Source organism: Faecalibacterium sp. AF28-13AC, from assembly GCF_003478405.1.
Taxonomy (GTDB): domain Bacteria; phylum Bacillota; class Clostridia; order Oscillospirales; family Ruminococcaceae; genus Faecalibacterium; species Faecalibacterium prausnitzii_E.
The window spans coordinates 13,012-37,679 of record NZ_QUFG01000013.1 but is presented as its reverse complement, the minus strand read 5'-3'; the positions used below and the strand labels follow the sequence as shown (position 1 = coordinate 37,679).

Annotated in this window: 20 protein-coding genes; 5 read left to right on the top strand and 15 right to left on the bottom strand. The window is 56.5% G+C overall.

Annotated elements, in window-relative coordinates; genetic code table 11:
- Window positions 1-19: 19 nt before the first annotated feature.
- The 5 genes from DWY95_RS14805 to DWY95_RS14775 form a co-directional block, all read right to left on the bottom strand.
- Complete coding sequence (locus tag DWY95_RS14805) at window positions 20-955, bottom strand: ParB/RepB/Spo0J family partition protein (RefSeq protein ID WP_118554097.1); 936 nt, start codon at window positions 953-955, stop codon at window positions 20-22.
- Window positions 912-1,745: a ParA family protein gene (locus tag DWY95_RS14800; RefSeq protein ID WP_118554125.1), complete on the bottom strand. Its 834-nt coding sequence runs from the start codon at window positions 1,743-1,745 to the stop codon at window positions 912-914. The genes DWY95_RS14805 and DWY95_RS14800 overlap by 44 nt, the downstream gene beginning before the upstream one ends.
- On the bottom strand, window positions 1,745-2,614 hold the full coding sequence (locus tag DWY95_RS14795) for a DUF6017 domain-containing protein (RefSeq protein ID WP_118554124.1): 870 nt from the start codon (window positions 2,612-2,614) through the stop codon (window positions 1,745-1,747). The genes DWY95_RS14800 and DWY95_RS14795 overlap by 1 nt, the downstream gene beginning before the upstream one ends.
- 884 nt (window positions 2,615-3,498) lie before the next feature.
- Window positions 3,499-3,687 (bottom strand): antitoxin VbhA family protein, encoded by a 189-nt coding sequence (locus DWY95_RS14780; protein WP_117554531.1) that lies wholly within the window; start codon window positions 3,685-3,687, stop codon window positions 3,499-3,501.
- 433 nt (window positions 3,688-4,120) lie between these two features.
- Window positions 4,121-4,951: an AraC family transcriptional regulator gene (locus DWY95_RS14775; protein ID WP_243082828.1), complete on the bottom strand. Its 831-nt coding sequence runs from the start codon at window positions 4,949-4,951 to the stop codon at window positions 4,121-4,123.
- Between the two features lie 214 nt (window positions 4,952-5,165).
- Here DWY95_RS14775 and DWY95_RS14770 point away from each other — a divergent pair, with 214 nt between their 5' ends.
- The 3 genes from DWY95_RS14770 to bilR are packed head-to-tail and all read left to right on the top strand — an operon-like array spanning window position 5,166 to window position 9,269.
- Entirely contained in the window at window positions 5,166-6,554 is a 1,389-nt protein-coding gene (locus DWY95_RS14770; protein WP_118554094.1) for a glycoside-pentoside-hexuronide (GPH):cation symporter, read from the top strand.
- A gap of 3 nt (window positions 6,555-6,557) precedes the next feature.
- Window positions 6,558-7,313, top strand: coding sequence for an alpha/beta fold hydrolase (locus DWY95_RS14765; protein ID WP_097793439.1), 756 nt, complete (start codon window positions 6,558-6,560; stop codon window positions 7,311-7,313).
- A 30-nt stretch (window positions 7,314-7,343) separates the two neighbouring features.
- On the top strand, window positions 7,344-9,269 hold the full coding sequence (bilR, locus tag DWY95_RS14760) for a bilirubin reductase, long form (protein ID WP_118554093.1): 1,926 nt from the start codon (window positions 7,344-7,346) through the stop codon (window positions 9,267-9,269).
- Window positions 9,270-9,578: 309 nt separating this feature from the next.
- On the opposite strand, the gene DWY95_RS14755 is transcribed toward bilR, so the two are convergent.
- Window positions 9,579-10,538, bottom strand: coding sequence for a calcium/sodium antiporter (locus DWY95_RS14755; RefSeq protein WP_118554092.1), 960 nt, complete (start codon window positions 10,536-10,538; stop codon window positions 9,579-9,581).
- A 286-nt stretch (window positions 10,539-10,824) separates the two neighbouring features.
- On the opposite strand from DWY95_RS14755, the gene DWY95_RS14750 reads away from it, so the two are divergent.
- Complete coding sequence (locus DWY95_RS14750) at window positions 10,825-11,286, top strand: helix-turn-helix transcriptional regulator (protein ID WP_243082818.1); 462 nt, start codon at window positions 10,825-10,827, stop codon at window positions 11,284-11,286.
- A 338-nt stretch (window positions 11,287-11,624) separates the two neighbouring features.
- Here DWY95_RS14750 and rmuC read toward each other — a convergent pair whose 3' ends face one another.
- From rmuC to DWY95_RS14735, 3 genes are read right to left on the bottom strand one after another with little or no spacing between them, the layout of a single operon-like run.
- A complete protein-coding gene (gene rmuC / locus DWY95_RS14745; RefSeq protein WP_118554091.1) occupies window positions 11,625-12,980 on the bottom strand; it encodes a DNA recombination protein RmuC in 1,356 nt (451 codons plus the stop codon).
- 60 nt (window positions 12,981-13,040) lie between these two features.
- Window positions 13,041-14,522 (bottom strand): transglutaminase domain-containing protein, encoded by a 1,482-nt coding sequence (locus DWY95_RS14740; protein ID WP_118554090.1) that lies wholly within the window; start codon window positions 14,520-14,522, stop codon window positions 13,041-13,043.
- 25 nt (window positions 14,523-14,547) lie between these two features.
- The gene (locus DWY95_RS14735; RefSeq protein ID WP_118554089.1) at window positions 14,548-15,648 is read right to left on the bottom strand and encodes an alpha/beta hydrolase; all 1,101 of its coding nucleotides are present in this window, start codon (window positions 15,646-15,648) and stop codon (window positions 14,548-14,550) included.
- A 311-nt stretch (window positions 15,649-15,959) separates the two neighbouring features.
- On the opposite strand from DWY95_RS14735, the gene DWY95_RS14730 reads away from it, so the two are divergent.
- Complete coding sequence (locus tag DWY95_RS14730) at window positions 15,960-16,478, top strand: GNAT family N-acetyltransferase (RefSeq protein ID WP_118554088.1); 519 nt, start codon at window positions 15,960-15,962, stop codon at window positions 16,476-16,478.
- An 81-nt stretch (window positions 16,479-16,559) separates the two neighbouring features.
- On the opposite strand, the gene DWY95_RS14725 is transcribed toward DWY95_RS14730, so the two are convergent.
- From DWY95_RS14725 to DWY95_RS14700, 6 genes are all read right to left on the bottom strand, one after another.
- Window positions 16,560-18,053 (bottom strand): Ig-like domain-containing protein, encoded by a 1,494-nt coding sequence (locus tag DWY95_RS14725; protein ID WP_118554087.1) that lies wholly within the window; start codon window positions 18,051-18,053, stop codon window positions 16,560-16,562.
- Between the two features lie 40 nt (window positions 18,054-18,093).
- Window positions 18,094-19,203, bottom strand: coding sequence for an HlyD family efflux transporter periplasmic adaptor subunit (locus DWY95_RS14720; protein ID WP_242700216.1), 1,110 nt, complete (start codon window positions 19,201-19,203; stop codon window positions 18,094-18,096).
- A 2-nt stretch (window positions 19,204-19,205) separates the two neighbouring features.
- The gene (locus DWY95_RS14715; protein WP_118554086.1) at window positions 19,206-19,661 is read right to left on the bottom strand and encodes a hypothetical protein; all 456 of its coding nucleotides are present in this window, start codon (window positions 19,659-19,661) and stop codon (window positions 19,206-19,208) included.
- Window positions 19,662-20,417: 756 nt separating this feature from the next.
- Complete coding sequence (locus DWY95_RS14710) at window positions 20,418-20,792, bottom strand: endonuclease domain-containing protein (RefSeq protein WP_118554085.1); 375 nt, start codon at window positions 20,790-20,792, stop codon at window positions 20,418-20,420.
- 785 nt (window positions 20,793-21,577) lie between these two features.
- Complete coding sequence (locus DWY95_RS14705; RefSeq protein WP_097793411.1) at window positions 21,578-22,018, bottom strand: hypothetical protein; 441 nt, start codon at window positions 22,016-22,018, stop codon at window positions 21,578-21,580.
- 105 nt (window positions 22,019-22,123) lie between these two features.
- Window positions 22,124-24,514, bottom strand: a complete 2,391-nt coding sequence (locus DWY95_RS14700; protein ID WP_118554084.1) for a peptidase domain-containing ABC transporter — start codon at window positions 24,512-24,514, stop codon at window positions 22,124-22,126.
- Between the last annotated feature and the right edge of the window lie 154 nt (window positions 24,515-24,668).

Below are 24,668 nucleotides of genomic sequence, written 5' to 3'. Positions count from 1 at the left end.
CTTACATTCAAAATGTGTGTTAGCGCTCATTCTGCCGCTGCTGTTTGCGTTGCCACTGATCCAGCAGCTTGATGATGGTGTCCTCCATCTGTTTCGGGGTGTAGCTGCGGGGAAAGTATTTCCGCAGGGTGTCGTTTTTGATGACCACCTTGTCCAGCTCGTCCTTTTTTTCTTCTCCCATGACAGCAAAGGCAACATCATACGAAAAGTGCCCTTCCTGCGCCAGCTTTTTAAGCCGCTGCGCTTGGGAAAGGGACGGTGCATTCTGGGTGTCGTTCATCGCTTCTAAAAAATCCCGCTGTTGGCTTTCGTCCAGATAGGACAACTCCACAGCGGGATTGAAGGCAATTTTCTTTTCGTCTACCATGTCCAGCAGTTCAGGGACAAGGTTGGTCAGACGGATATAGCGGAAAATTTGATTCTTACTAGTTCCGAGTTCTTCAGCCATCTCCTCACTAGATAGTGTACCGAAATTATTCCCAACTTGGGAATAATTATCTTGCGTAGGACGTCCTGCCTGATGCTTCATGGCTTCCAGCTTCATCTTGTAAGCGAAAGCCCTCTCGCTTGGCAAGATGGTTTCGCGTTGAAGATTGCTGTCTACCATGAGCAAAACTGCGGCATCATCATCCATCTGACGGACAATGACCGGCAGGGCATCCAGCCCGGCAAGCTGTGCAGCGTGCTGACGGCGGTGCCCGGAGATGATCTCATAGCCACCCTCCGGGCGAGGGCGGGCAATCAGCGGAGAAAGCACGCCATACTGTTCTACGCTTTCCACCGTGCGCTGCATGGACTCATCGTCCAAGACCTTAAAGGGATGGTTTTTGAAGGGGAACAATTCCCCAATGGGAATTTGCTGCACCTGCTCTCGCTGCTGTTCCTGTCGTGATTCCTCGGTGGAGAAAATGTCATCTGCCCCTTTCAGCGACACGTTTAAGCTGCCTTTCGACATTCGCCATCACCTCCTTCGTCAGAGAGCGGTAGGCTTCTGCCACCTTGCCTTTGGGGTCGTGCTGGAAAATGCTCTTACCCACGGCACTGATCTCCGCAGCGCGGACAGACCGGGGAATGGTCTGGTCGAACACTTTGATCTTGCTGCCGTAGGCACCTCGAATCAGGTTGTCAATTTGCTGTCCGTAGTTGGTGCGGCTATCGGTCATGGTCAGCAGGATGCCCTCGATTTTCAATTTCGGGTTGATCTGCCGCCGGACTTTCTGCACCGTCTGCAAAAGCTGTTCCAAGCCTTTTGCGGACAGGTACTGCGCCTGCACGGGAATCAGGGTGGTGTCCGCCGCTGCCAAGGCATTGACAGTCAGCATCCCAAGAGAAGGAGTGCAGTCCAGCAGAATGAAATCGTACTCATGTTTTGCACCTTCCAACACCTGTTTCAGCATCTTTTCCCGGTTCATGCTGTTCACCAGAGCCACTTCCAGCCCTGCCAGTTCGATGTTAGCAGGGATCAGGTCAACGCCCTCTGCATGGTGCAGGATGCCTTCACCGGGCGGAATGCTCTGGTCATTCATGGCTTTTGCCATCAGGGTGGAAAGGGTAGTGGGCAGTTCATCGGGTTGCTGCCAGCCCATGCTGATGGTCAGTGACCCCTGTGGGTCAGCGTCCACCAACAGGACCTTTTTGCCCTCCATCGCCAACCCGATGCCCAGATTTTCACAGGTGGTGGTCTTACCGGTGCCGCCTTTCTGGTTGACGATGGCAATTGTGGTTGCTTTCTTTGAAATTTTTATCACCTCCGCATCGCTAAGTCGTGGTTGGTTTGGTTCTGGTAGGAAAGCTGCATCGTGGTGGGTGCGTTGTACAGAGAAGCGAGCAGATATTGTTTCATGTTTCGGATTGGGCTGCTGTTCTCTGCAAGGCACATCAGCACAAAGCGGATATGGTCAGCGTTCAGCTTCATAAACCGGCTGCGTACCACTTCGGCGGGCTTATCGTCCCCGGCAATGCGCAGCAGCTTGCGGTTGGTAGCGCAGGTGTCCACCAACAAATCTACGATCTGATAGATGGTGTCCTCATCGTCCGGGCAAAGCCGGAGCAGGAGTTCCACTTCCAAAGACTGCGAAAAATATTCTTCCAGTTGGGTACGTTTGCTCATCCCCTCCGCTTCTTCAGAATAGAAAGGATCCGTCTCACTCATTTCAGTATCATTCTCTTTAGTCTTATTACATCGTGATTTTGAAGGGTCTTGACACGCGATTTTGAAGCCTCCAGAATCGTGAAAATCACGATTCTGGAATATTGATTTTGACGATTCTGCTGAAAAGTTCTTCACATACACCAAACTTGGCTTTCCCAGACCTCTGCGTTTTCGTTCAATCAGACCAAACTTTTCGAGTTCCCGGAGCAGCTTGGTCGCTTTGTTGTCTGCGCAACACAACGCCCTCTTGACATCCTCTATCGTGAAGATAATGAACACCCGGTTCTGCTCGTCCAGCCAGCCGTTTTTCACAGACAGGCTCATGCGGTCAAGCAGGATGCCGTACAGGATTTTTGCATCGGTGGACAGACTCTGGAACCGTGGCTCCTGAAAAAGAGCCTTGGGAATGCGGTAGAACGAAAACAGTTCTCCGGTTTGCCCGTAGAAATAATCAAGGATCATGCTGTTTTTCAACCGTCTGTCCTAAAACGAACGTGATTCTTCGTGCGTAGGAAGATGTTTTTGCAACATAAATAACAGGCATTTTGAAAACTCACCTCCAGTCATTCAGTTGAGATATGTACAAAAATTGACGTTATACCGTATATGTTTTATGGTGCGTATACCGATTGCTATATTTTGTATAGAGCAACGCGATATTTGATAGCTTTTTTTAGGCATTTTCATCTTCGTTGGGTGCGTAACCGTCGGCACTGTTTTTGCCGATTTGTACAATAAAAAAGAAACAGCCAGAAAAAATCTAACTGTTTCTCGTTGATTTTATTGTACATGGGATATAATCCGAATCATCCCCATACGGTGCATGATCCGCAAGAAGTATTCAGATGGTCGCCCGTTCAAATCGCATCTGAAGCGCATTTCTCCTGAAGTGTGACTTTTTTACATTGAAGCAAAAATGGCAATTTTTTCTCGAAAGCAATGCTCGTCCAAAAACCCGCATTACGCCTATATTTTTTGCCGTTTTCTCAAAGAAATGTTTTGTCCTTTGGGGGCTTCTTTAAGGTCCGCATGGGAGAGCGTTCGGTTCGCATCCGAGAGGTCAAGGGTTCGAATCCCTCTAGGTCCATAAAACCAAAATGTCCTGCCGTATCCCGGCAGGACATTTTTTGCTAGTTTTTCGTTTCAACGCACTGCCGTAGAACATCACAGAACGCCATATCATCATCTACGGCGGCGATTGCAGCGTTGATCAAAGTTTCACGGTCAGTGTTGCCCCAGTTGATGTGCAGACCATATTCCAACGCAATGCAGCGAATCAATTCACGGATGCTGCGGCCATTTCCCTCGCGGAAGGGATGAATGATGTTCAGTCTTTGAGAACATAATCAGCCCTTCTTCACGTACTTTGCACGCAGTTCATTCACGATTTGCTGATAGCTGGCTTGACCGCTGCCAATGCGGTCAAGATTGCTGCGTGTATCTTTGCTGATGGTCATTCCCTCAATGGCAAAGGTGCCATACACATTGCGGAGGTTGCTCTTGTGCTGGGCAGGGGTAGTGTACTTGACACTCATGGTTTGGCCTCCTTCTGGTTTACATGATACTATATAAAGTTTATCGTGTATGCGTCCTATTGTCAATCTATAACTTGTTGTCAAATGTAAAAAGCTCATCTTCCATTCATCAAGAGTGGAAGTTTCGCTTTTACGGTACATCGTATTTTATTGTGAATTGGGATGCGATACATCTGAACCCCATGTGAGCTATATCTCAAGGGCCTGTAGCTCACTTGTCCGCCAACCATATTACGCCCCAAACAGCTTCATCTTGAAAATCCGCGGCTTGGAGACCATACTTGCGAGCGAGAAAGGTCGTTATGATGGCGCTGAACTGCCTCACCTACCGCAAGTAAAAGAAAAAATAGGATAAGCAAGCCGTCCGGGAGGATCTGCGGATCTTCCCGGACGGCTTTTTTCACAGGCGCAGACGGCGCTGCTTTTGCCGGATTCATCCCCGGGCGTCCTGCCGGGTGGTGTGGAAGTACTCCTTGGGGGTCATGCCGTACTCCTTTTTGAAGGCGCGGAAAAAGTGGTTGTAACCGCCAAAGCCGCTGGTCTTGTACACCTCGGTGATGGGCAGCCCCTGCTCGATGAGGGTGCAGCAGCGGTCTAACCGCGCCTTTACGATATAGCGGTGCACCGTCTGCCCGGTCTGGCGTTTGAATTCCCTGGCAATATGTTCCCGGGAGACGAAAAACTCCTTTTCCAGCCGCTCCAGCGTCAGTTCCTCGGTCAGGTGCGCCTGAATAAACAAAAACACCTCGTCCAGCATCAGGTGGTGGCGGCTGACCGATGCGGTGTGGAACTCCGCATGGATGCAGGCACGCAGCGCCAGCACCACAAACATTTGCAAAATACCGTGCTCGAACACCGCTGCACCGAACTGGGTGCGCTCCTGCGGGAGCATCAGCAGCTTCCGGGCAAGGTTTTTCAGCAGCATATAGATCTGGCTGTCCGGGCGCACAGCCACCTGCCGGAAGGGCACCACGTTGAAGCTTTTTTCAAGGTCGGTATCTGCGTCCGAAAGCTGCGCCAGCGTCTGGGGGGACAGCTGCACCCGAATAAGTTCCAGCGGGCCGTAAGCACCGGCGTATTCCAGTCTGCCGCCCTGACCGGGCTTGAAGATGATGAGATTCTGCTGCTGTGCGGGCAGCGCCACCTCGCTGCACCGGAACACACCGCTGCCCCGCATGACCAGAAACAAATCATAATACGCGCCGGAATAAAATTCCCGGACGGCGCTCTGCTCAAAAAGATAACGCTTGGCTGTATAATTCACCAAAAAGTCCTCCATGAAACTGTCATGTGTAACAGATTGTTGTACACAACAGAAAAGTACAACTGTTATAATTGCATAATACATCAATATGCGATAGTTTTCAATCATTTTTTGGATATGTATTGATGAAAAATTAACGTATAATGCAAATGTAGAAAAGAGACTTGTGCGAAATGTCTCGTGGTTTCACTGTTTTTAAGGAGGATAAAACACAATGGACCAGAAAAAGACCATCCGACCCTTCTCCATGAAGGACAAGATCGGCTATACGCTGGGCGATCTGGGCTGCTGCTTCACCGAGCAGTACCGCGCCATGTATCTGTCGATCTTCTACACCCTGATCCTGCAGGTCAACCCCTTCCACGTGGGTATCCTGCTGCTGATCACCAAGATCTGGGACGCCGTGAATGACCCCATCATCGGTGCCATCGTGGACTCCCGCAAGGCCACCAAGGGCGGCAAGTTCATCCCGTGGATCCGCGCCTTCTCCTTCCCCATGGCAGTGCTGTGCATACTTGGCTTTGTCAATGTAGGCAATATCAACTACGGCCTGCGTCTGGCCTACATGTTCGTCACCTACGTTCTGTACGAGGCGCTGTACACCTGCGTCAACGTGCCCTTCGGTACTCTGTCCAGCGTGATGACCGATGATGTCAGCCAGCGCACCGCACTGTCCCGCTACCGCAGCCTTGGCGGCACCATCTTCATGACCGTTATGGTCATGGTCGGCCCCCTGTTCCTGTATGTGGACAACCAGCCCGTGGCTGGCCGCTTCCTGATGCTGGCCTGCATCTGCGCTATGCTGGGTCTGCTGTGCCTGCAGATCACCTGCGTGTGGTGCAAGGAGCGCGTGGAAGTGCCCGAGCGTCCGCAGGGCGAAAAGCTGAACTACCTGCATGTGCTCAAGGAGATCTCTCACAATAAGGCTCTGCTGGGCGTTATGTTCTTCAGCCTGACCGGCATGATCGGTGCTTCCGTGGTCAACGGTCTGAACACCTACCTGTATAAGGACTTCTTCGGCAACGTTAAAATTCAGGCTGTCTCCGGTATGCTGAGCGTGCTGTACGCTGTGCTGTCCTTTGCCATCACCCAGCCTCTGGCCAACAAGCTCGGCAAGAAGGAGTGGTGCTGCATGGGCGCTGGCTTTGCCGCCATCGTGTTCGGCATCCTGTTCTTCTTCCCCGTCCACAATCCTGTGGCCTTCATCGTCATCAACGGTATCTGCTATCTGGGCGCTTCCGGCATGCAGGTGCTGATCTGGGCTATGGTCAACGACGCCATCGACTACCACGAGCTGCAGACTGGCGAGCGCAACGAGGGCATCGTTTACTCCACCTACTCCTTCTTCCGCAAGCTTGCAAGCGCCATTTCCGGCAGCCTGTCCAGCTTTGTGCTGGGTGCCATCGGCTACAACGTTACCGCAGGCGCTGTGCAGACCGCAGGCGTTGTGAGCGCCATCTGGAAGAGCTACACCGGCGTCTACTTCCTGGGCTACGGCATTGCAGTTGCCATCCTGTTCTTCGTCTACCCCCTGACCAAGCAGAAGACTGCTGAGATGCTGACCGAGCTGAAGGCTCGCCGCGCCGCAAAGGAGAGCAAGTAAACCATGAAGATCTTACAGGTTCAGTTTAAAAACCGCAATGGCCACACCCTGCGCGGCATCGTGACCCTGCCCGACACCGAGGGCAAGGTACCCTTTGTGGTGCATCTGCACGGCTTTGCCGGCAGCTGCAGCGGCTACAAGTCCATGTACACCCATCTGTCCCGCGCTCTGGCAGCGCAGGGCATCGGCAGCGCCCGGTTCGATTTCTACGGCAACGGCGAGAGCGACGGCGAGTTCGAGGATATGAGCTTTGACGGCTTGCACACCGATGCACAGGATATCTTTGCATGGGCCGCTGAACAGCCCTATGTGGACAGCGAAAAGCTGTTCCTCTCCGGCCAGAGCATGGGCGGCTACATTGCCGCCTCCTGCGCACCGGTCATCCAGCCCCACGGCCTGATTTTGCTGTGCCCGGGCGCCGGGATGTGGTTCGGCTGCGCCCAGCGCGCCGACGGCATTATGCAGACCGGCAAGGACTACGCCGACATGGAGGGTCTGTGCTACAAGATGGCCTTTAACTACGAGATGGCAAAGCACCCCGACCCCTTTACCGAGGCCAAGGGCTACAACGGCCCGGTGCTGCTGCTGCGCGCCGACGATGACCGTCTGGTGGACGAGGGCACCTGCAACCGTTACGCACAGGTGTACACCGCACCCGATGTGGACACCATTGCAGGCGGCGGCCACAACTTTGCCACGCTGGCAGCCCGTGCCGCCGTGGAGGAAAAGACCGCAGCATTCATCAAAGCAAATCTGTAAAGCAAAGCGTATCTGCAAGGAGGATTTCGTATGCAAAACGTGATTCTGCAGCCCATCGAGGTGGGCGGACAGACCTTTAAAAACCGCATCATGTTCCCCCCGCTGACCACCGGCTACGAGAAAAACGGCATGATCAGCGAGCAGGACATGGGCTTCTACACCCGTCTGGCAAAGGGCGGTGTGGGTTACATCGTTCTGGGCGATGTGGCACCCATCAACAGCTTTTCTCCCACCCCCAAGCTGTTTGACGACAGCCAGATCCCTGCCTTCAAGGCACTGGCCGACAGCGTACACGCCTACGGCACCAAGCTGGGCGTCCAGCTCTTCCACCCGGAGTACGACGTAGACGCCATCAACAGTCTGTTTATGCAGAAAAAGTTTGATGAGATGCGTCAGCGCCTGCATCACGACATGATGTTCTTCACCGATGAGGTCAGCGAGGAGATGCTGATGGCTATCATCGATAAGATGTGCGCCTGCGCAGTGCGTGCACAGAAGGCCGGTGTGGACGTCATCCAGATCCACGGCGACCGCCTGAACGGCTGCCTGTGCTCCACCCGCATGAACCACCGCACCGATAAGTTCGGTGGCAGTCTGGAGAACCGCGTCCGCTTTGCCCGCATGCTGACCCGCGCCATCCGCAAGGCTGTGCCGGATATGGTCATCGACTACAAGCTGTCCATCGTCACCCCGCAGCGCGGCAAGGGCGGCATTGACGAAGCCGACGCCGTGCAGTTTGCCCAGTGGCTGGTAGAGGACGGCGTGGATATGTTCCACGTTGCGCAGGCCAACCACACCGGCAACATGGCCGACACCATTCCTCCCATGGGCGTACAGCCCTACGGCTTCTTCGTCAAAATCGCCGGGGACATCAAAAAGGCCGTCAATGTGCCGGTCAGCGCCGTGGGTCGTATCGTGGATGCCGAAATGGCTGCGCGTGTCATCGAGAGCGGCATGGCCGACATCGTTGCCATGGGTCGCCCGCTGCTGGCAGACCCCGACTGGGGCACCAAGATCGCTGCCGGGAAGGCCTGCGATATCCGCCGCTGCATCAGCTGCAACAAGGGCTGCACCGATGCCATCCAGAACCGTCAGTTCCTCTCCTGCGTGCTGAACGCGGAGAACGGCTACGAGAACACCCGCAGCATCCAGCCCGCAGCGCAGAAAAAGAAGATTGCCGTCCTCGGCGGCGGCCCTGCCGGTCTGGAAGCCGCCCGTGTGGCAGCGCTGCGCGGCCATGACGTGACCCTGTTTGAAAAGACCACCACTCTGGGCGGCCAGCTGAACATTGCCTGCGTACCTCCCCGCAAGGAGGAGATGCGCCGCGCCGCACAGGATCTGATCCACGCGGTCTGCAACGCCGGTGTGCACCTGTGCATGGGTCAGACCCGCACCGCAGAGCAGCTGAAGGATGCCGGTTTCGAGGCCGTCATCAACGCTGTGGGCGCACACAGCGCCGCACCCCGCATCCCCGGCATCGACAGCGTGAACGTGGCCGATGCATGGAAGGTTCTGGCCGGTGAGCAGCAGGTGTACGGCACGGTTGCCGTCATCGGCGGCGGCATGGTGGGCTGCGAGACCGCAGAGTATCTGGCTGCCCGCGGCTGCAAGGTGTCCGTTATCGAGATGATGGACAAGATCGCCGCAGGCGAGAGCTCCACCATTCTGCCCACCCTGCTGGAAAACTATAAGACCTACGGCGTGGAGCAGTACCCCAGCCACAAGGTCAAGGAGTTCCGCATGGACGCCGTCGTCTGCGAGAACAAGGACGGCGCAGAAGTGACCATCCCCTGCGATTACATCGTGCTGGCTATGGGCGCACGCTCCAACGAATTTGACGCTGCTGCGCTGGAAGCTGCCAGCATCCCGGTGTATTCCATTGGCGATGCCGCCGGCAAGGCTGCGGATATCTCCAACGCCATCCGCACCGGCTACGATACCGCCTGCCAGCTGTAAAACAAAACTATCGTTCTATTTGTGGGTCAGAAACGCCTGTGGGCGCTTCTGACCCACTTTTTTACCCTCTCAGGCAAAGGCCGTCAGGGTTTTGTCTCGCCCTCTCAGCGCTCCCGTGTCCGCTCTCCCAAAGGGAGAGCGGACACGCCCGGAAACTTTACGGGTCAGCCGGGAACTGTACCGCCACCGCTTAAGCCTTCACCCACCGGGGGAAGGCTTAAGCGGAGCGCATTCAAAATCGTCCCACATAAAAAGGCTGCTGCACAAAACCCTGTGCAGCAGCCTTAAATATTTTACGTTTACAACAGATCAGATGCTGAACTGCACGGCGCAGAAGGCGGCATAGATGCACAGCAGTGCAATGCCCTGCGGGCGGCTCAGCTTGCCCTTGATCAGAGCGGGCAGGGTGAGCAGCAGCATCACGGCAAACATGACCGGGATATCCATCACCAGCGAGGCGTTTATGCCTGCGATGGTGGAGTTCTGCGGGATGCTGAAGGGTGCCAGCGTGACAGACACGCCGCTGACCAGCACTAGATTGAACACGTTTGCACCGATGACGTTGCCCAGCGACAGCGCGCCGTGACCCTTGGCCAGCGAGGTGATGGCGGTGACCAGCTCCGGCAGCGAGGTGCCCAGTGCCACAAAGGTCAGCGCAATGACCGACTCCGGCACGCCCAGCGCCTGTGCGATGAGGGTGCCGTTGTCCACCAGCAGGTCAGCGCCCACAGCAATGAGCACTGCGCCGATGGCCAGCAGCCCCAACTCCTTGGCAAAGGAGCCTTCCTCAGCCTGCTCTTCCTCTTCCGGGGCGGGGGTATTTTTCATAGCCAGCACGTTGCACACGATGTAAGCCACGAACATGGCCAGCAGGATCAGGCCCACCGGGCGAGTGAAGGAGCCGGTGGTGTAGGCCACACCGGCATAGAAAGCGGCAGCCACAAAGAAGAAGGCCACCGGGGTGCGCAGGCTCTTGGGGTCAACCTTGCCCGGGCGCACCGCAATGGTGATGGCGGCGATCAGTGCAGCGTTGCAGATGACCGAGCCGATGGCGTTGCCGTAGGCGATCTCGCCGTGACCGGTGAGGGCAGAGGTGGTGGACACCATGACCTCCGGCAGGGTGGTACCGATGGACACCACCGTGGCACCGATGAGCAGCTCCGGCACATGGAAGCGGCGGGCGATGCCGGTGGCACCGTCCACAAACCAGTCGCCGCCCTTGATCAGGCACAGCAGACCCACAATAAATAACAGAACAGGGATCAGCATAATATCTCTCCTTTTTCATAATAGCGGCAGAGGCACAAAAAAAGACCTTTATCACATCCAGCCCAAAACGGGAAAATGTGATAAAAGTCTCAAGCATCCGGTACTGCATCGGGCATTTCTGCCGGGGGTGTCGCTGCAGCACAGCGCACCCGTTTTTCAACTAAAGTACGCCCCTTACTCCCTTTTATCCAGAGAATATTATACCTGTTTTCCAGCAAAAGCGCAAGGGGAAATATGGGATTTATTCTGCCTTGGTCACTTTTTGGCGTTGGGGTAAATATGCTCCATGCGGGCGTTGTCGAAATGCTCGTCTTTTGTAGTATTCTGCTGCATCTACTTCCACCGGCACATCCTTTCGCCTGCGTTCCGGCAGCTTGAGGAAGACCGGCGGGAGTCCCGGCGGCGGATGGACGAGCTGCAGATGGAGCGCCAGCAGATGCAGACCGAGCTTTCCCGGCTGGCAGACGTGTGCCGCAACGAGTCGGTGCCCGATGCCTTCCAGACCTTCGTGGCGGGCATTCCCAGCCTGACCAAGACCGAGCGCCGCATTTTTGACGGCTATGCCGCCGGGCTGCGCTCCAGGGAGATCGTGGAGCAGCTGGACATCAAGGACAGCACCCTGCGCTTCCACAACAAGAACATCTACGACAAACTGGGTGTCAGCTCCCTCAAGCAGCTGCAGCAGTTCGTGGCGATCCTGAACTCCGGCAGCGGCAGCGCCCAGGACTCCGCCCCGGACGAAAAGTGACCCAGCAAAGCAATATTTTCGTCTATACGGGTGCGAGTAAATTGCAAAAGGCCGCTGTACCGCAGAGCACTTCTCCGGCACAGCGACCTTTTTGTTTTTGGCTGCGGCTTACCGCATCCGTCCATCGCCGCCCATCAGGGCGGTCATTACACCGCCTTTCGCATTATCGCAATTTTCAAAAATAGTGCCAATCAAAACGGCATCTTTGCGATATGCAGTTTGCGGATGTTGCTTGTGCATTAAAAACGCAAACTGCTATAATCCATCGGATGGTTTCATTTTTCACCTCTTAAATTCAGGCTTTCCCCTCTCCGTCACCTCCTGCTTTTTCGCCCAGCTCAGAGTTCGTCGTCCTGCCACTGGCTCCCGCTCTGGGGGAGCTGCCCGCCGGAAAGCGGACGGAGCGGGGCGTCCAGCTCCAGCAGGGTGGCCGCTGCGGCCTCGTCGAGGCTCTGGACGCTGCGCAGTTTCCGGCTGATGGCGCGGCTGCGCACCCCGATGAGGTTGTCAAGCTCTTCGTCGGTCTGGCGGAGGCGCTGCTGCATTTTGGAGAGCCCCTGCCCGAACTTGTCGAACTCGGTCTTCACGGCACCAAGCAGCTGCCAGACCTCACCCGACCGCTTCTGGATGGCCAGCGTCTTGAAGCCCATCTGCAAACTGTTCAGCAGGGCCGCCATGGTGCTGGGGCCGGCCACATTCACCTGATAGTCCCGCTGCAGCACTTCCAGCAATCCGGCATTGACCACCTCGGCATACAGGCCCTCAAACGGCAGGAACAGGATGCCGAACGTCGTGGTATAGGGCGGCTCCACGTACTTTTCTCGGATATCCTTTGCCTCGCTGCGCAGCACAAGCTCCAGCGCGTGGCGGGCATTCTCCACCGCCTGCACATCGCCGGAAGCCTGTGCATCCTGCAAATGGGCGTAGGTGTCGCCGGGGAATTTCGAGTCGATGGGCAGCCAGACCGTACTGCCGTCCACGCCCGGCATCTTGACGGCATATTCCACCCGCTGGCTGCTGCCGGGGATGGTGGCCACGTTGGTCTCGTACTGTTCCGGGGCAAGGATCTCTTCCAGAATGGCCCCCAGCTGGATCTCGCCGAGGATGCCGCGGGTCTTGACGCCGGAGAGCACCTGCTTCAGCCCGCCGACGTCGGCGGCAAGGTTCTGCATCTCGCCCAGCCCCTTATACACCTGTTCCAGCTGCTCGTTGACGGCCTTGAAGCTCTCGCTCACCCGCTTTTGCAGGGTATCCTGCAACTGTTCATCGACGGTGTGGCGGATCTCATCCAGTTTGCGGTTGTTCTCGGCCTGCAGGGCGGTCATGCTCTCGGCCATGCTCCGGCGCAGCTCTTCCAGCTTTTGGGTGTTGGATGCTTCCAGCGAACGCAGACGGCGTTCCAGAAGCTGCTGCTGGCTGTCCTGCCCCTGTGCCAGCATCGTGCTCATGTTCTGCACCGCAGTCTGCAGCGTCTCGCTGACGCTGCGCAGGGCGGTGTGATTCTGCTCAGCAAGGGCCGACTGCCTGGCCGCAAACTCCCTGGCCTGCGCATCCAGCTGCTGCTGCATCCAGCGCTTGAGCTCGTCGTGATCCGGTGCGCTGCCCTGCTTTTTGCCGGTGCGCCAGAGCACCACGGCCAGTTCCAGGCAGATGGCGACCAGCAGAAGGGTGTAAAGTCCTGCCAGATATTCCATAAATGGTTTTCTCCTATCATCAAAATCCGGGTCCCGCAGAAGGCAGGGCCCGGTGTTTTTTTACAGTAATTCGTAGTTCACAAGTTCCTTGCGGGTGTCAAGGGCATCGCCGTACAGGCCCACGCCGTCCACCTCGCATTCGCCGGACTGGTTGTCGTAGGGGTCGGAGCGGAAGCCGGTCATGGGCGGGTCGAAGGGAGCCTCGAAGGCGCGGTTCGCCACCATCCGCCCGGTGTCCAGACTGCCAAAGTAGTGGCGGCGCATCGTTTCATCGTCCTGCCGCGCCATCGACGCGCCGAACGAGCAGTCCGCATACATCCAGCCCTTGGGCGCGATGTAGAACATCGCCCAGTCGTGGCAGCCCACACCTGTGAGCGAGACGGACAGGCCGCTCTGCCACTGGGCCGGGATGCCCACCAGACGGCAGAGGGTGATGAAGGTCAGCGCCATGATGCCGCAGTCGCCCCGGCGGTTCCGGGCGCACTGGTCGGGCAGGCACTCCTGCACGAAGTAGGCGGGCTGATAGTGGTAGCGCACGTTCAGGGTGACGTAATCGTAGATGCGTTTTGCCTTTTCCGCCGGGTCGGTGATGCCGTCGGTCAGCTGGTGGGCCAGCGCCCGCAGATAGGGCGTGAAGACGATGTGCGGCGCTTCCTCGCCGGTGTCAAAGGTCGGCTGCTGTGCATCCGGCCGGATGTCCATCGGGTCTGTGTAGACGGCCGTGGTCCGGTAGCGGTACTCCACCCCAAAGCGGCGGTTCTCGGTGAGGTCGGCCTCCCAGAAGACCGTCCGCTGAGGCGCGTTCTCGTCCGCGATGCGGGCAGGCGGCTCGGTGCAGTCCAGCAGCTCGATCTCGCTCTGGGAAAGACAGGTGGCCGGGATGGGCAGCCAGGCGCGGACATGCACACTGTTCCGCCCCTCCGCCTTCGCCTCGGCCAGTGCGGCGGCAAAGGCTTCGTCCGACATGCCAACGCTGGTCTTCAGGGTGATGCGGGCGCTTGCCTGGCCGTCCCGCTCCATCTGCTCATGCTGGCGGTTGCGGAACTCCCGCGCCGAGGTGCCGGGGGCAGGCGGGTCGATCTGGCGGGCGGCAAGGTCGGCATGGGTCGCCAGCAGCGTTTCGGCAAAGCGGTCGAGGTAGTGCTTCTCCCCTTCCACGAACCGCCAGTCCACCCGGCCCTCCTTCACGAGAAGCCGGAACTCCTCACGCGTGAAGTCCCGCACCATCCCCTGCATCCGGGCCACGGCTTCGTCCTCGGTGTAGCAGTATTCTGCCGGGATGCGGCGCATCATCTCCCGCTGGGCCAGCATCGCGTCCCGCAGGGCCTCCACACCGTGGGGCGTGGGGTTCTGGGGCAGCTCCTCTCCCACCGGTTCCGCGCCCTGGCTGCGGGGGCTGTTCTGGGTCACCGTCCAGTCCTCGGCCAGATAGGCGTCGATCCGCTCGATGGCCTCCTGATAATACCCGGCGGCTTTCAGCCGCTCCACATCGTCCGGCAGGCCCACATTCAGGCTGCGGAACGTCTCGTTCCAGTTCTTCATCCTACAACGCTTCCTTTCTTGATCCTTATGCGGCAGGCTGCTGCGCCTGCACGGTCTGCTCTTTCCAGAAGGCGGTGGCATCGTTGAGCCAGCCTTCTGCATCCGTTTCCTCTGCTATGCCAATACCGTGGAACGCACGTTTGTACACACTTTCGTGGTACGGAACACCATTTCTCGCCAGTGCTTTTTGAAGTGCCGGGCCCTGCTCATAATAATTGAAGGCCATCAACAAAATGTCATTCAACCCATACCAGAAATATGTTGGCGGAAAATCCGGTGTCACACAGCCGGAAATATTATAATCGTAGTAACGCAGATCTTCCGAATACGTATCGATCAGCCAACGGTAAATCGGTTTTGCTTCATAGAAATTATTGATCGGATACGCCAACAGCAGTACGCCGGGCCGAGGCACATTATAACGAGGATATCCCACTTCTTGCCCGCAGAATACGCCCGCAATCTGACCACCGGAAGAATATCCCAGCAGCGCATAATCTTCCGTCTGGACCCCGAATTTTTCTGCGTTGGCCGTAATCAGTTGAATCGCACGGCCAAGGTCCTGAATCGGTGCGTTGTCCTTTGCTTCACTTCCGATCCGATACCGAAGTGCAAATACCGCATATCCTTTTTGATGCAGTTCCCATGCAGTGGAAACACCGCCCCGCATCTCGCCGCTGTAAAACAGGGCGTTGCCCGAAAGCACGACCGCATATTTTGCATTGGGCTTATCTGCCGGGAAATAATAGAGTTCCGCATGGTCGCGCGTCTTGTCCTCTGCAATTTCTTCCGGCGTATAGAGTTTGTACGTAATTTGTGTTCCTGTATTATACGTGTCGATCAGAAAGTTCATCCCAGCCACACAGCTGTTGATGGATTCTTTTCCGATCACTTCCAGCATCGTATCGTTGTCTTTGCTGCTTTTCAGCAGTCCACAATCCCGCTCCCAGACATATACATAGGTGTAAATGCCCGCACCCTTGATGCTGGGGTTTTCGCGCAGTTCCTTCATCGTGGTCTGCGGGGTGATGTTGGCCTCGCCCTTTTCCCCTTCGGCAAAGGCGGGCAGGGCCAGTGCCAGCATCAGGCAGAACAGCACGGCCAGCCGTCTCAGGATGTTTTTCATCGGCACTCTCCTTTTCGCTGCCCCGGCCCGGAGCGCACGTCTCCTCCAACCGGGCTGTCATCACGCTCTGCACGAGCGAAAGCAGCCAGAGTTTTCTTCTATTGTAGCACAACCGGCCGTTTTCGAAAAGGTATCTCAGACAAAAAAGAACGCCTCCCGCGCGAAGCCACCGCGCCCGGCGGCCAACTGCCGGGCAGGCGTGCAGTTTCCGGCTAAAAACATTGTACTTTGCCGGAAAGTCTGCTATACTGAAAGAATCGGAAGAAATTTTGAGGAATCGCGGAGCATTGCGGCTCCGTTCAGGGGAACGTATGAATGAGATCACAGTCCGGCCCATGACGCCGGAAGATTGGCCGACCGTATCCAAGATCTATCTGGAAGGCATCGCCACCGAGCATGCCACCTTCCAGACCGACTGCCCGCCCTATCCCGCGTGGGATGCCTCCCACATCAAAGAATGCCGCCTTGTCGTGGAGGACGATGGCGTCCTGGCAGGCTGGACGGCCCTGCACCGGGTCGACCCCCGCTGGTGCTACCGGGGCGTAGCCGAGGTCAGCATCTACATCGGCGAACGGTTCCGGGGCCGAGGGCTGGGGTATCACCTGCTCACCACCCTCTGCCAGCAGGCCGAAGCGGCCGGTTACTGGACGCTGCAATCCACGGTCTTGCAGGACAATGCAGCGTCCAAAGGCCTGCACCTGAAATGCGGGTTCCGCCTGGTGGGCCGCCGCGAGCGCATTGCGCGGGACTGCCATGGCCGCTGGCTCGATACCTTTTTGATGGAGCACCGCAGCCAGGACGATGAACCGGCGGGGTATTTCAAACTATAAGGCAAAACGCTCCAACACAAAAAAGCGATGGCCCGAATCGGCCATCGCTTTTTGCGTTTTCAGTTTTGATCCCCTGCGGAATTACCAGAACCAGTACCGCTTCTTGACCGCGACGTACGCGATGAGGCAGGCCACTACAAGGATGCCTGCGCCGATGAAGAAGGTCCAATTGATGCTGGTGAAGCGCAGATTCTGGTTGGTCAGCAGATACTCGCCCGCCACATCGGCGTGTGCCACGCCGTCCTTGTAGCTGTTGAGGAACTGCCACTTCCCGCTCACGGCGTTGTGCAGGTACAGGCGGCTGTACCCGGCATTTTCGCCGGTCATGGTGATGGTCACGCCGCAGGGCATGGCCTCGCCCTCGTTCAGGGTGAAGCGCAGGCCGTACTCGTCGGGCGCAAAGGTCAGCGCGGTGTTCACCTCACTGGTAGTGTTGCGGATGGTGGAGCCGTCCACGGTCAGGGTGTAGTCCTCCGCTTCCAGCACGAGGGTGCGGCCTGTGGTGCGCAGAGCGTTCAGCATCGCAGTGGTCAGCACCGGGACCTGACTCTGCGGGTAGGAGATGGTATCAGAAGCCGCATTCTCGATGGAGGCCACGATGGGGTCGGTCTCCGCCGGAGTCATCCCCTCCCCGGTGCTGTCCGTGCCGTTGCCGGACGCAGATGCCGTGCGGTTGACGATGACCGTCACCGACGAAGAGACCTTGCCGTTGGAAACGATGATGGAGGTCGCGCCGGTGGCAACACCGGTCACGACGCCGCTTCCGTTCACGGTGGCGATCTTCTTATCCTTGCTGGTAAAGGTCAGCTTCTGGGAGGCCGAAGACGGTGCCACCGAACCGGTGATGGTGCCGGAAGCCCCCGGCTTGAGCACGATGTAGTTCGTGTTCAGGGAGATGGACTCCACCGGGCCGGTGGACGCCGAGCTGGAGGAGGCCGCCACGACGGTCACGGTCGCCGAGCAGGTCACATCCCCGGCGGTGGCCGTGATGGTCGCCTTGCCGGGGGCCACGCCGGTCACTTTGCCGAAGTTGTTCACGGTGGCCACGCCGGGATCGGAGGAGCTCAGCGAGACACTGATATAATTTGCCGCCGTGGTGGGCAGCACTGCCAGCGAGAGCGACGTGGTGTCGCCCACGGCAATGGTGCTGGAGGCCAGCGTGATGTCCATCTCGGTCGCGATCATCGAACTGTCGGGCTGGGTGGTGATGGTATAGGTGCAGCTGACATCGCCACAGGTGGCCGTGATGTTCGCCGTGCCCAGGCCCACCGCCTGCGCCACGCCGTCCTCCCCGACCGAAACGATGTTCGGGTTATCGGAAACGTAGCTCACGCCGTTTCGGCTGGCGGCTTTCTGCGGCTGGACCACCGGCGAAAGCTGCTGGGCCGTGCCCACGGTCATAGTGGGGGCATAGTCCCCTGTTTCCACACTCTCGGCCGCCACAGGGCTCCACGGGAAGGTGATGGCAGCCGGGGCAGAAATGGGGCTGGCTGCGGCTGCGGGCAGCGCTGCGCCTGCGGCCAGAAGGCCCAGCAGGGCGGCGCTTACGGCCAGCTGTTTCGGGTTCAGTTTCATTCTATCGTACCTCTTTGGGCGTTGAGTTTGCGGACGCTGTTTAACGGAACAAAACGCCCAGGGCCTCCATGACATATTCAAAGTAAGTCAGCTTGTCGTACTCAACACGGGCGGTCACGCTCATGCCGTTGGCCAGATCGACCTTGTCGCCGCTGTTGCTCACCACGTAGGTGCTGTTGGGCTTGATGGTCATCTTGTAGTACGAGCCGGACTCGGTGGAGGTCACATCGCTGTCAATGGAAGTCACCGTGCCGGTCAGGTTGCCGTAGGAATACTCCGACAGGCCGGTGATGGCGATCTTGCAGGGGTCGCCCACGTTGATGAGCGGGCGGTCGCTGACGGTCAGGGCCGCCACGATCTCCTGATCGCTGTTCTCGCTGGCCACGGTGGCCAGTGCCGAACCGGCGCTCAGCACCATGCCCACCTTATAAGGGGTGTCCATGTGGATGACGCCGGACGTGGGCGCATAGATGTAGTAATCGTTCGCACCGCTTGCCAGCGTATCCAGCTGGGCCTGAATGTTGTCGATGTTGGTCTGCACACTGGTCAGATTGCTGGTGATGGACTGCAGCGTGGAGTAGTACAGCGCCTCGATCTCGCTCTGGTTCTGCTCCATCAGGGCCTTGATCTGCTCGTCGGAGTAACCCGCCGCCTGATAGGGCGAAGCGTCAAAGGCCTTCTGCTGCACCTGGCTCTTGTAGCTCTCATACTGGTAATAGTAGGGCTGGTCGTCCAGGTCGGTCTCACTGAAATAGTTCGTGTCGTCCTGAATGGACTTCAGCAGCTTTTCATACTGTGCCTTCTGCTTCTGATAGATCTCCAGCTGGCTCTTGTAGCTGTCCTGCTGCATGTCGATGTCGGTGCTCTTGACATGGGCGATGAGGTCGCCCTCGTTGACATAGCTGCCCTCCGAGATGTTGAGCTCAGTGATGGAGCCGGAGTAGCTGGACATGATATAGGTCTTGTTGCTTGCCTGCACCGTGCCGGTCGACTGGCTGACGTAGGTGCGGTAGTTCTGGGTGCTCCAGATGGTCAGGAAGACCAGCAGGCCCGCCACCAGAAGGATCATCGCGTAGCCAAAGGGCGGCACACGCTTTTCCATCATGATGCGGCGATCCTGCAGGTCGGAAAGGTTCTGAATGGTCGTCATAATCACTTGGTCTCCATAAAGACGTCGAGCACACCGTTGTCGTCGTCCTGATTGACATAGACGCTGTACGAATCGCCGGTCGTCTCGATCTCATGCTCGAACGCATAGATATCCAGTTTCTGGCTGGCGAGGTTGCTGTAGCTCATGGGGCCGGTGTAGTGGGCATACAGGCAGTTGCGCACCCGCAGCAGAGCGTCCATCTGGTAGCCGGGGTCCAGCCGGGGAATCAGCTGGTTGACCTGCTGCATGAAGTAGATCTCCGCCGTGGGGTTGGGGCCCTTGCGCATCTTCACGCACTGCACGATGGGGCCAACCGGCATGGCGTCATGGCTGCGGATAAAGTTCTGCATCTGGGTCAGCACAATGGCCAGATTGCCCATATCCTCAACTTCCACCTTGCGCGACAGCACATTGGTCAGCTTCAGGGTCTTGTGTTCTGCAACTTGAATTTCTCTCATGGTATCGTCCACCTGTTTCTTTAGATTTTGCAATAGGTCATCGTCTATGGAAAATAAATTGGGGCTTCATTTTGACCGGAAGGTCTGCCGTTGTACAACCTCTCCGTCACCTGCGGTGACGCCTCTCCTCCCAGGGGAGCTGGCAGCGCGTAAGCGCTGACTGAGAGGTTGTACCACATGACACGTTTCCGTTTTGCTTTACCGTTTTCCGGCAGGCTTTCCTTCGTGCAACCTCTCCGTCACCTGCGGTGACACCTCTCCTTGTAGGAGAGGCTTTGGCATTGCGCAAACCTCACCTCTTTGCCAAGGGCTCCCCTACAAGGGGAGCTGTCGAGCCGTAGGCGAGACTGAGAGGTTGTACTACATGGCGCGTTTCCGTTTTGCTCTGCGGTTTCCGGCAGGCTTTCCTTCGTACAACCTCTCCGTCACCTGCGGTGACACCTCTCCTTGTAGGAGAGGCTTTGGCATTGCGCAAACTTCGCCTCCTCGCCAGAGGCTCCCCTACCAGGGGAGCTGGCATCGCGAAGCGATGACTGAGAGGTTGTACTACATGATACGTTTCCGTTTTGCTCTGCGGTTTCCGGAAGGCTTTCCTTCGTACAACCTCTCCGTCACCTGCGGTGACACCTCTCCTTGTAAGAGAGGCCTTGGCATTCTGCAAACTTTGCCTCCTCGCCAGTGGCTCCCCTACCAGGGGAGCTGGCGGGCGTAAGCCCGACTGAGAGGTTGTACTATATGCCACGTTTCCGTTCCGTTTCACGGTTCAGCCATCCGGCAGCTAATCCGTTCATCAATGCGTTCACATACCGCATCAAATTGCTGATTCACCTCGCGGTTTGAGAATCGCAACACCTCAATGCCATAGCCTTCCATGATAGCACTTCGTTCCTCGTCGTAAACTTTGCCCTGTTCAGTATAATGCTGCGAGCCGTCGAGTTCAATAACCAATCTTGCCTCAGCGCAGTAAAAGTCTACCACAAAGAACTTTATGACTCTCTGCTTGTAGATTTTCACCGGATAGGTTCTCAAAAACGCATACCATAGTTTGCGTTCCTGCGGGGTCATTTTCCGTCGCAGATCCTTCGCTCGCTCATTCAACCGCGAATCATAGGGCAGGTTTGTCACAGGCATAAGCGCACCTCACGGTCAGGTTATCCTTTGTACAACCTCTCCGTCCCCTGTGGTGACACCTCTCCTTGTAGGAGAGGCTTTGGCATTCCGTAAACTTCACCTCTTCGCCAGTGGCTCCCCTACCAGGGGAGCTGGCATCGCGAAGCGATGACTGAGAGGTTGTACTACATGGCGCGTTTCCGTTTTTGCTTTACCGTTTTCCGGCAGGCTTTCCTTCGTACAACCTCTCCGTCACCTGCGGTGACACCTCTCCTGGTAGGAGAGGCTTTGGCATTCCGTAAACTTCGCCTCTTCGCCAGTGGCTCCCCTACCAGGGGAGCTGGCATCGCGAAGCGATGACTGAGAGGTTGTACTACATGGCGCGTTTCCGTTTTTGCTTTACCGTTTTCCGGCAGGCTTTCCTTCGTACACCCTCTCCGTCCCCTGCGGTGACACCTCTCCTGGTAGGAGAGGCTTTGGCATTCCGTAAACTTCACCTCTTTGCCAAGGGCTCCCCTACCAGGGGAGCTGGCGGGCGTAAGCCCGACTGAGAGGTTGTACTACATGACGCGTTTCCGTTTTGTTTCTTATTTTCCACACACGATCACCTATTACACCCCTCCGGTGCCGCAGACAGACCGTCTGCATCCACGCTTTTCAAGGGGATATAATAAGTGACATTATAAAAATAAGGTGTGCCAGAAGGCTTACGCCTCCTGGCACACCATTACGAGGCATTATCATCAGCCCCGCCTACAATGTAGGGCGGTGCAAATGAAATACTCTACCTATTCAGGCTTGGTTAATTACCAAATAGAGCCAACGACATTGCCATCCGCATCCTTAAAGGTGTACTTAGCGGAAGGAGTGGACTTGAACAGCTTAACGTCGCCAGCCTTGTTAGCGACGGTAGCGTTGCCCAGGTTGTAGATAGCAGCAACATTGCCCAGAACCTTAGCGAAGGTCTCACCAGCCTGGCCGTTCTTAGCAACGAAGGTGCCCTTCAGGCTCTCGCCCAGGCCCTTCCAAGAAGCGCCCTCAGAGAAGACATAGCCAACGGTGCCGTGGACGAAGTTGTCAACAAAAGCGTTGCCCACCAGGGTAACAATGTTGGTGTTGAAGGTCTTGACGTTAGCAGCGGTCCAGATCGGAGCGGTAACAGCGCCGATAGCCTCGATCACGCCACCACCAACAACATAGGTCATTTCGTTCTCTGCGATAACAGAGTAGTTTGCAGGCATCATCATAATGAATTACTCCCTTCAAATGATTGAATCGAATTTAGGACTTCTTCAGGCTGCGCAACCATCCAAAGCCATTTTTATGTAATCGAGTGCGCACTCGATTGCAACTTAATAAGTGATCGCCTCACCGCCATCGTCGTCTTCCTCGACCACTGCGGCGTGAGCAACGGGTTTCGGCTCTTCCTTCTTGCGGCGGAAGATGCCCTGCTGCAAGTTCCAAAGCTCGTAATACTTGCCCTGTTTTGCCAGCAGTTCATCGTGTGTGCCGCGCTCCACGATCTCGCCGTGATCCATGACCAGGATCTGGTCGCAGTCACGAACAGTGGACAGGCGGTGTGCCACGATGAGCATCGACTTGTCAGCCAGCTGGTTGTAGATCATATCAAAAATGGTATTCTCTGTGCCAAAGTCCAGGCTGCTGGTCGATTCGTCCAGAATGTAGAGGTTCGAGTCCTTCAGGAACGCACGAGCCAGAGCAATGCGCTGCTTCTCACCACCGGACAGGCCGTTGCCGGCTTCTTCCAGATAGGTGTTGTACTGCAGCGGCAGCTTGCGGATGAACTCATGTGCATCTGCCTTCTTGGCAGCGTCCTTGACCTGCTCAAGGGTAGCTTCCGGACGCGAGATCCGGATATTCTCAAACAGAGTCTTGCTGAACAGCTCGACATTCTGCGGGACGTAAGAAATCGCACGACGTACCGATGCGTTGGTATACTCATTGAGGTTGATACCGTTCACATCAATTTCGCCGCTCTCCGGCTCATAATACTTGAGCAGGAGTTTGGTGATGGTCGATTTGCCGCTGCCGCTGCTGCCGACCAGTGCCACCTTCTGCCCCTGCGGGATAGTGAAGGAGATGTGGTTCAGTGCGGGGCTGCGGTTGCCATATCGGAACGTGACATCTTTGAATTCGATGTCGCCTTCGATCTGCTCCATCTCGGTGTGCTCTTCATCTTCGGCCTGTTCCGATTCATAATCCATGATCTCAGTCAGTCGCTTCATGGAGATATCGGCTTCCTGAATCGACATCTGCATCGAGATCAGGTCGCTCACCGGAGAAGTAAAGTAACCGGACAGCGTGGTGAATGCCATATAGCCGCCCAGTGTCAGCTCACCGTTCAACACCTGCATGATGCCCACGTAAGTGGTCACCATATTCAGCAGGGTGGAAATCACCATCGAAACCAGAGACTGGCCGGTGCTGATCTTGCTGGACCGGAGGCTGATCTTCAGGCTCTTGATGTACTCGCGTTCCAGCGCTTCCAGCTCGCGGTCTTCGCAGGCATTGCACTTGATGGTCTCAATGCCGCGCAGGCTCTCGATCATCTGACTGTTCAGCATTGCGGACTGCTGCATCGTCTCTTCATTGATCCGCTTGTACGGCTGCTTGAAGATGATGACGAGGAGCAGGCTCAGCGCGGTGCTGAACAGGGTGAGTGAGAACAGCGAGGAGTTCATCCGGAACAGCACGATGCCAACGCCTACGGCCATCACCACGTCCATCACGATGGTCATCGCGATGTTGGTCAGGACCGATTTGATGGTGCTTGCATCGGAGTAACGGGTGGTGATCTCACCGGTCTTCCGCGTTGCGAAGAACTTCATCGGCAGTTTGTACACATGCTCGAAGTATCCCAGCATCAGCGGAATGTCGATCCGGATGGACAGGAAGATCAAGATCCACTGGCGAACCGTGCTGAGCAGGTTGCTCGTGAGGTTGACCACGCTGAACACGAGGATCAAGGTGACGAGTAAGTTCTTCAACCCATACGGAAGCACTTCATCCATCAGTGCTTTGTTGAACACTGTGGAGACGATGCCGATGACCGTAAGGATCACCGAACAGAGGATTGCATAAATAAAAAGTTTTTTCTGAGGCCAGAGCAGGTCAAAATACCGTTTGAGCATGTGGTACTTGCCGGTGCTCTTATCCTCCTTGGCGTTTGCATCGGTGCTGGTGCCGTTGATGCTGGTGCCAGCTTTCTTTGCCTTGCCGCCCTTGAACTCCGATGTGGGGTTCATCAGCAGCAGAACGCCAGTGAAGTTTTTATAGAAGTCGTCCAGGCTGATCTTTTCGAGGTCCTTGGCAGGGTCGCCGATGACGACATAATCCTTGCACTTGTACTTCTTGGAAGCATCAGCCTTTTTTTCTTCTTCCTTCAACACATGCTTGCGGCGGGCATCATCGTCCTTGATCGTGGTCTTCTTGAAGATGACCACAAAGTGGGTCAACCCCTGGTCGGTGATGACCTGCGCAATGCAGGGAAGTGTGAAATCGCTCAGAAAATTCTCGCGGTCCACTCGGACGGCGGCCGTGTTGAAGCCAAGCTCATTGGCGGCTTTCTGCAGGCCCACGAGGTTCGTGCCCTTCATGTCGGTTCCCATCATATCGCGTAAGCGGGTGATGGTGATTTCCTTTTTGTAATGGAGGCACACCATTGCGAGACTGGCAGCTGCACAGTCGGTCGTGTCGTGCTGCCGCACATAGGTATAACGCATAGATGTTTCCTTTACAAGAGACCGACAACCTTCGGAAACGATCTCTTCTCTGTGTTCTAATATTCAAAACTGCCTTCCATATTCTAGCACATTGTGCGGAAATGTACAAGTAAGACTTTGTACGCATCACACAGATAGCAGACAGGATGCAGAT

Coding starts and splice junctions, on each gene's coding strand:
- DWY95_RS14805 (WP_118554097.1), bottom strand. CDS start 955: ATGTCGAAAGGCAGCTTAAACGTGTCGCTGAAAGGGGCAGATGACATT.
- DWY95_RS14795 (WP_118554124.1), bottom strand. CDS start 2,614: ATGATCCTTGATTATTTCTACGGGCAAACCGGAGAACTGTTTTCGTTC.
- DWY95_RS14780 (WP_117554531.1), bottom strand. CDS start 3,687: ATGAGTGTCAAGTACACTACCCCTGCCCAGCACAAGAGCAACCTCCGC.
- DWY95_RS14770 (WP_118554094.1), top strand. CDS start 5,166: ATGGACCAGAAAAAGACCATCCGACCCTTCTCCATGAAGGACAAGATC.
- DWY95_RS14765 (WP_097793439.1), top strand. CDS start 6,558: ATGAAGATCTTACAGGTTCAGTTTAAAAACCGCAATGGCCACACCCTG.
- bilR (WP_118554093.1), top strand. CDS start 7,344: ATGCAAAACGTGATTCTGCAGCCCATCGAGGTGGGCGGACAGACCTTT.
- DWY95_RS14755 (WP_118554092.1), bottom strand. CDS start 10,538: ATGCTGATCCCTGTTCTGTTATTTATTGTGGGTCTGCTGTGCCTGATC.
- DWY95_RS14750 (WP_243082818.1), top strand. CDS start 10,825: ATGCGGGCGTTGTCGAAATGCTCGTCTTTTGTAGTATTCTGCTGCATC.
- rmuC (WP_118554091.1), bottom strand. CDS start 12,980: ATGGAATATCTGGCAGGACTTTACACCCTTCTGCTGGTCGCCATCTGC.
- DWY95_RS14740 (WP_118554090.1), bottom strand. CDS start 14,522: ATGAAGAACTGGAACGAGACGTTCCGCAGCCTGAATGTGGGCCTGCCG.
- DWY95_RS14735 (WP_118554089.1), bottom strand. CDS start 15,648: ATGAAAAACATCCTGAGACGGCTGGCCGTGCTGTTCTGCCTGATGCTG.
- DWY95_RS14730 (WP_118554088.1), top strand. CDS start 15,960: ATGAATGAGATCACAGTCCGGCCCATGACGCCGGAAGATTGGCCGACC.
- DWY95_RS14725 (WP_118554087.1), bottom strand. CDS start 18,053: ATGAAACTGAACCCGAAACAGCTGGCCGTAAGCGCCGCCCTGCTGGGC.
- DWY95_RS14720 (WP_242700216.1), bottom strand. CDS start 19,203: ATGACGACCATTCAGAACCTTTCCGACCTGCAGGATCGCCGCATCATG.
- DWY95_RS14715 (WP_118554086.1), bottom strand. CDS start 19,661: ATGAGAGAAATTCAAGTTGCAGAACACAAGACCCTGAAGCTGACCAAT.
- DWY95_RS14710 (WP_118554085.1), bottom strand. CDS start 20,792: ATGCCTGTGACAAACCTGCCCTATGATTCGCGGTTGAATGAGCGAGCG.
- DWY95_RS14705 (WP_097793411.1), bottom strand. CDS start 22,018: ATGATGATGCCTGCAAACTACTCTGTTATCGCAGAGAACGAAATGACC.
- DWY95_RS14700 (WP_118554084.1), bottom strand. CDS start 24,514: ATGCGTTATACCTATGTGCGGCAGCACGACACGACCGACTGTGCAGCT.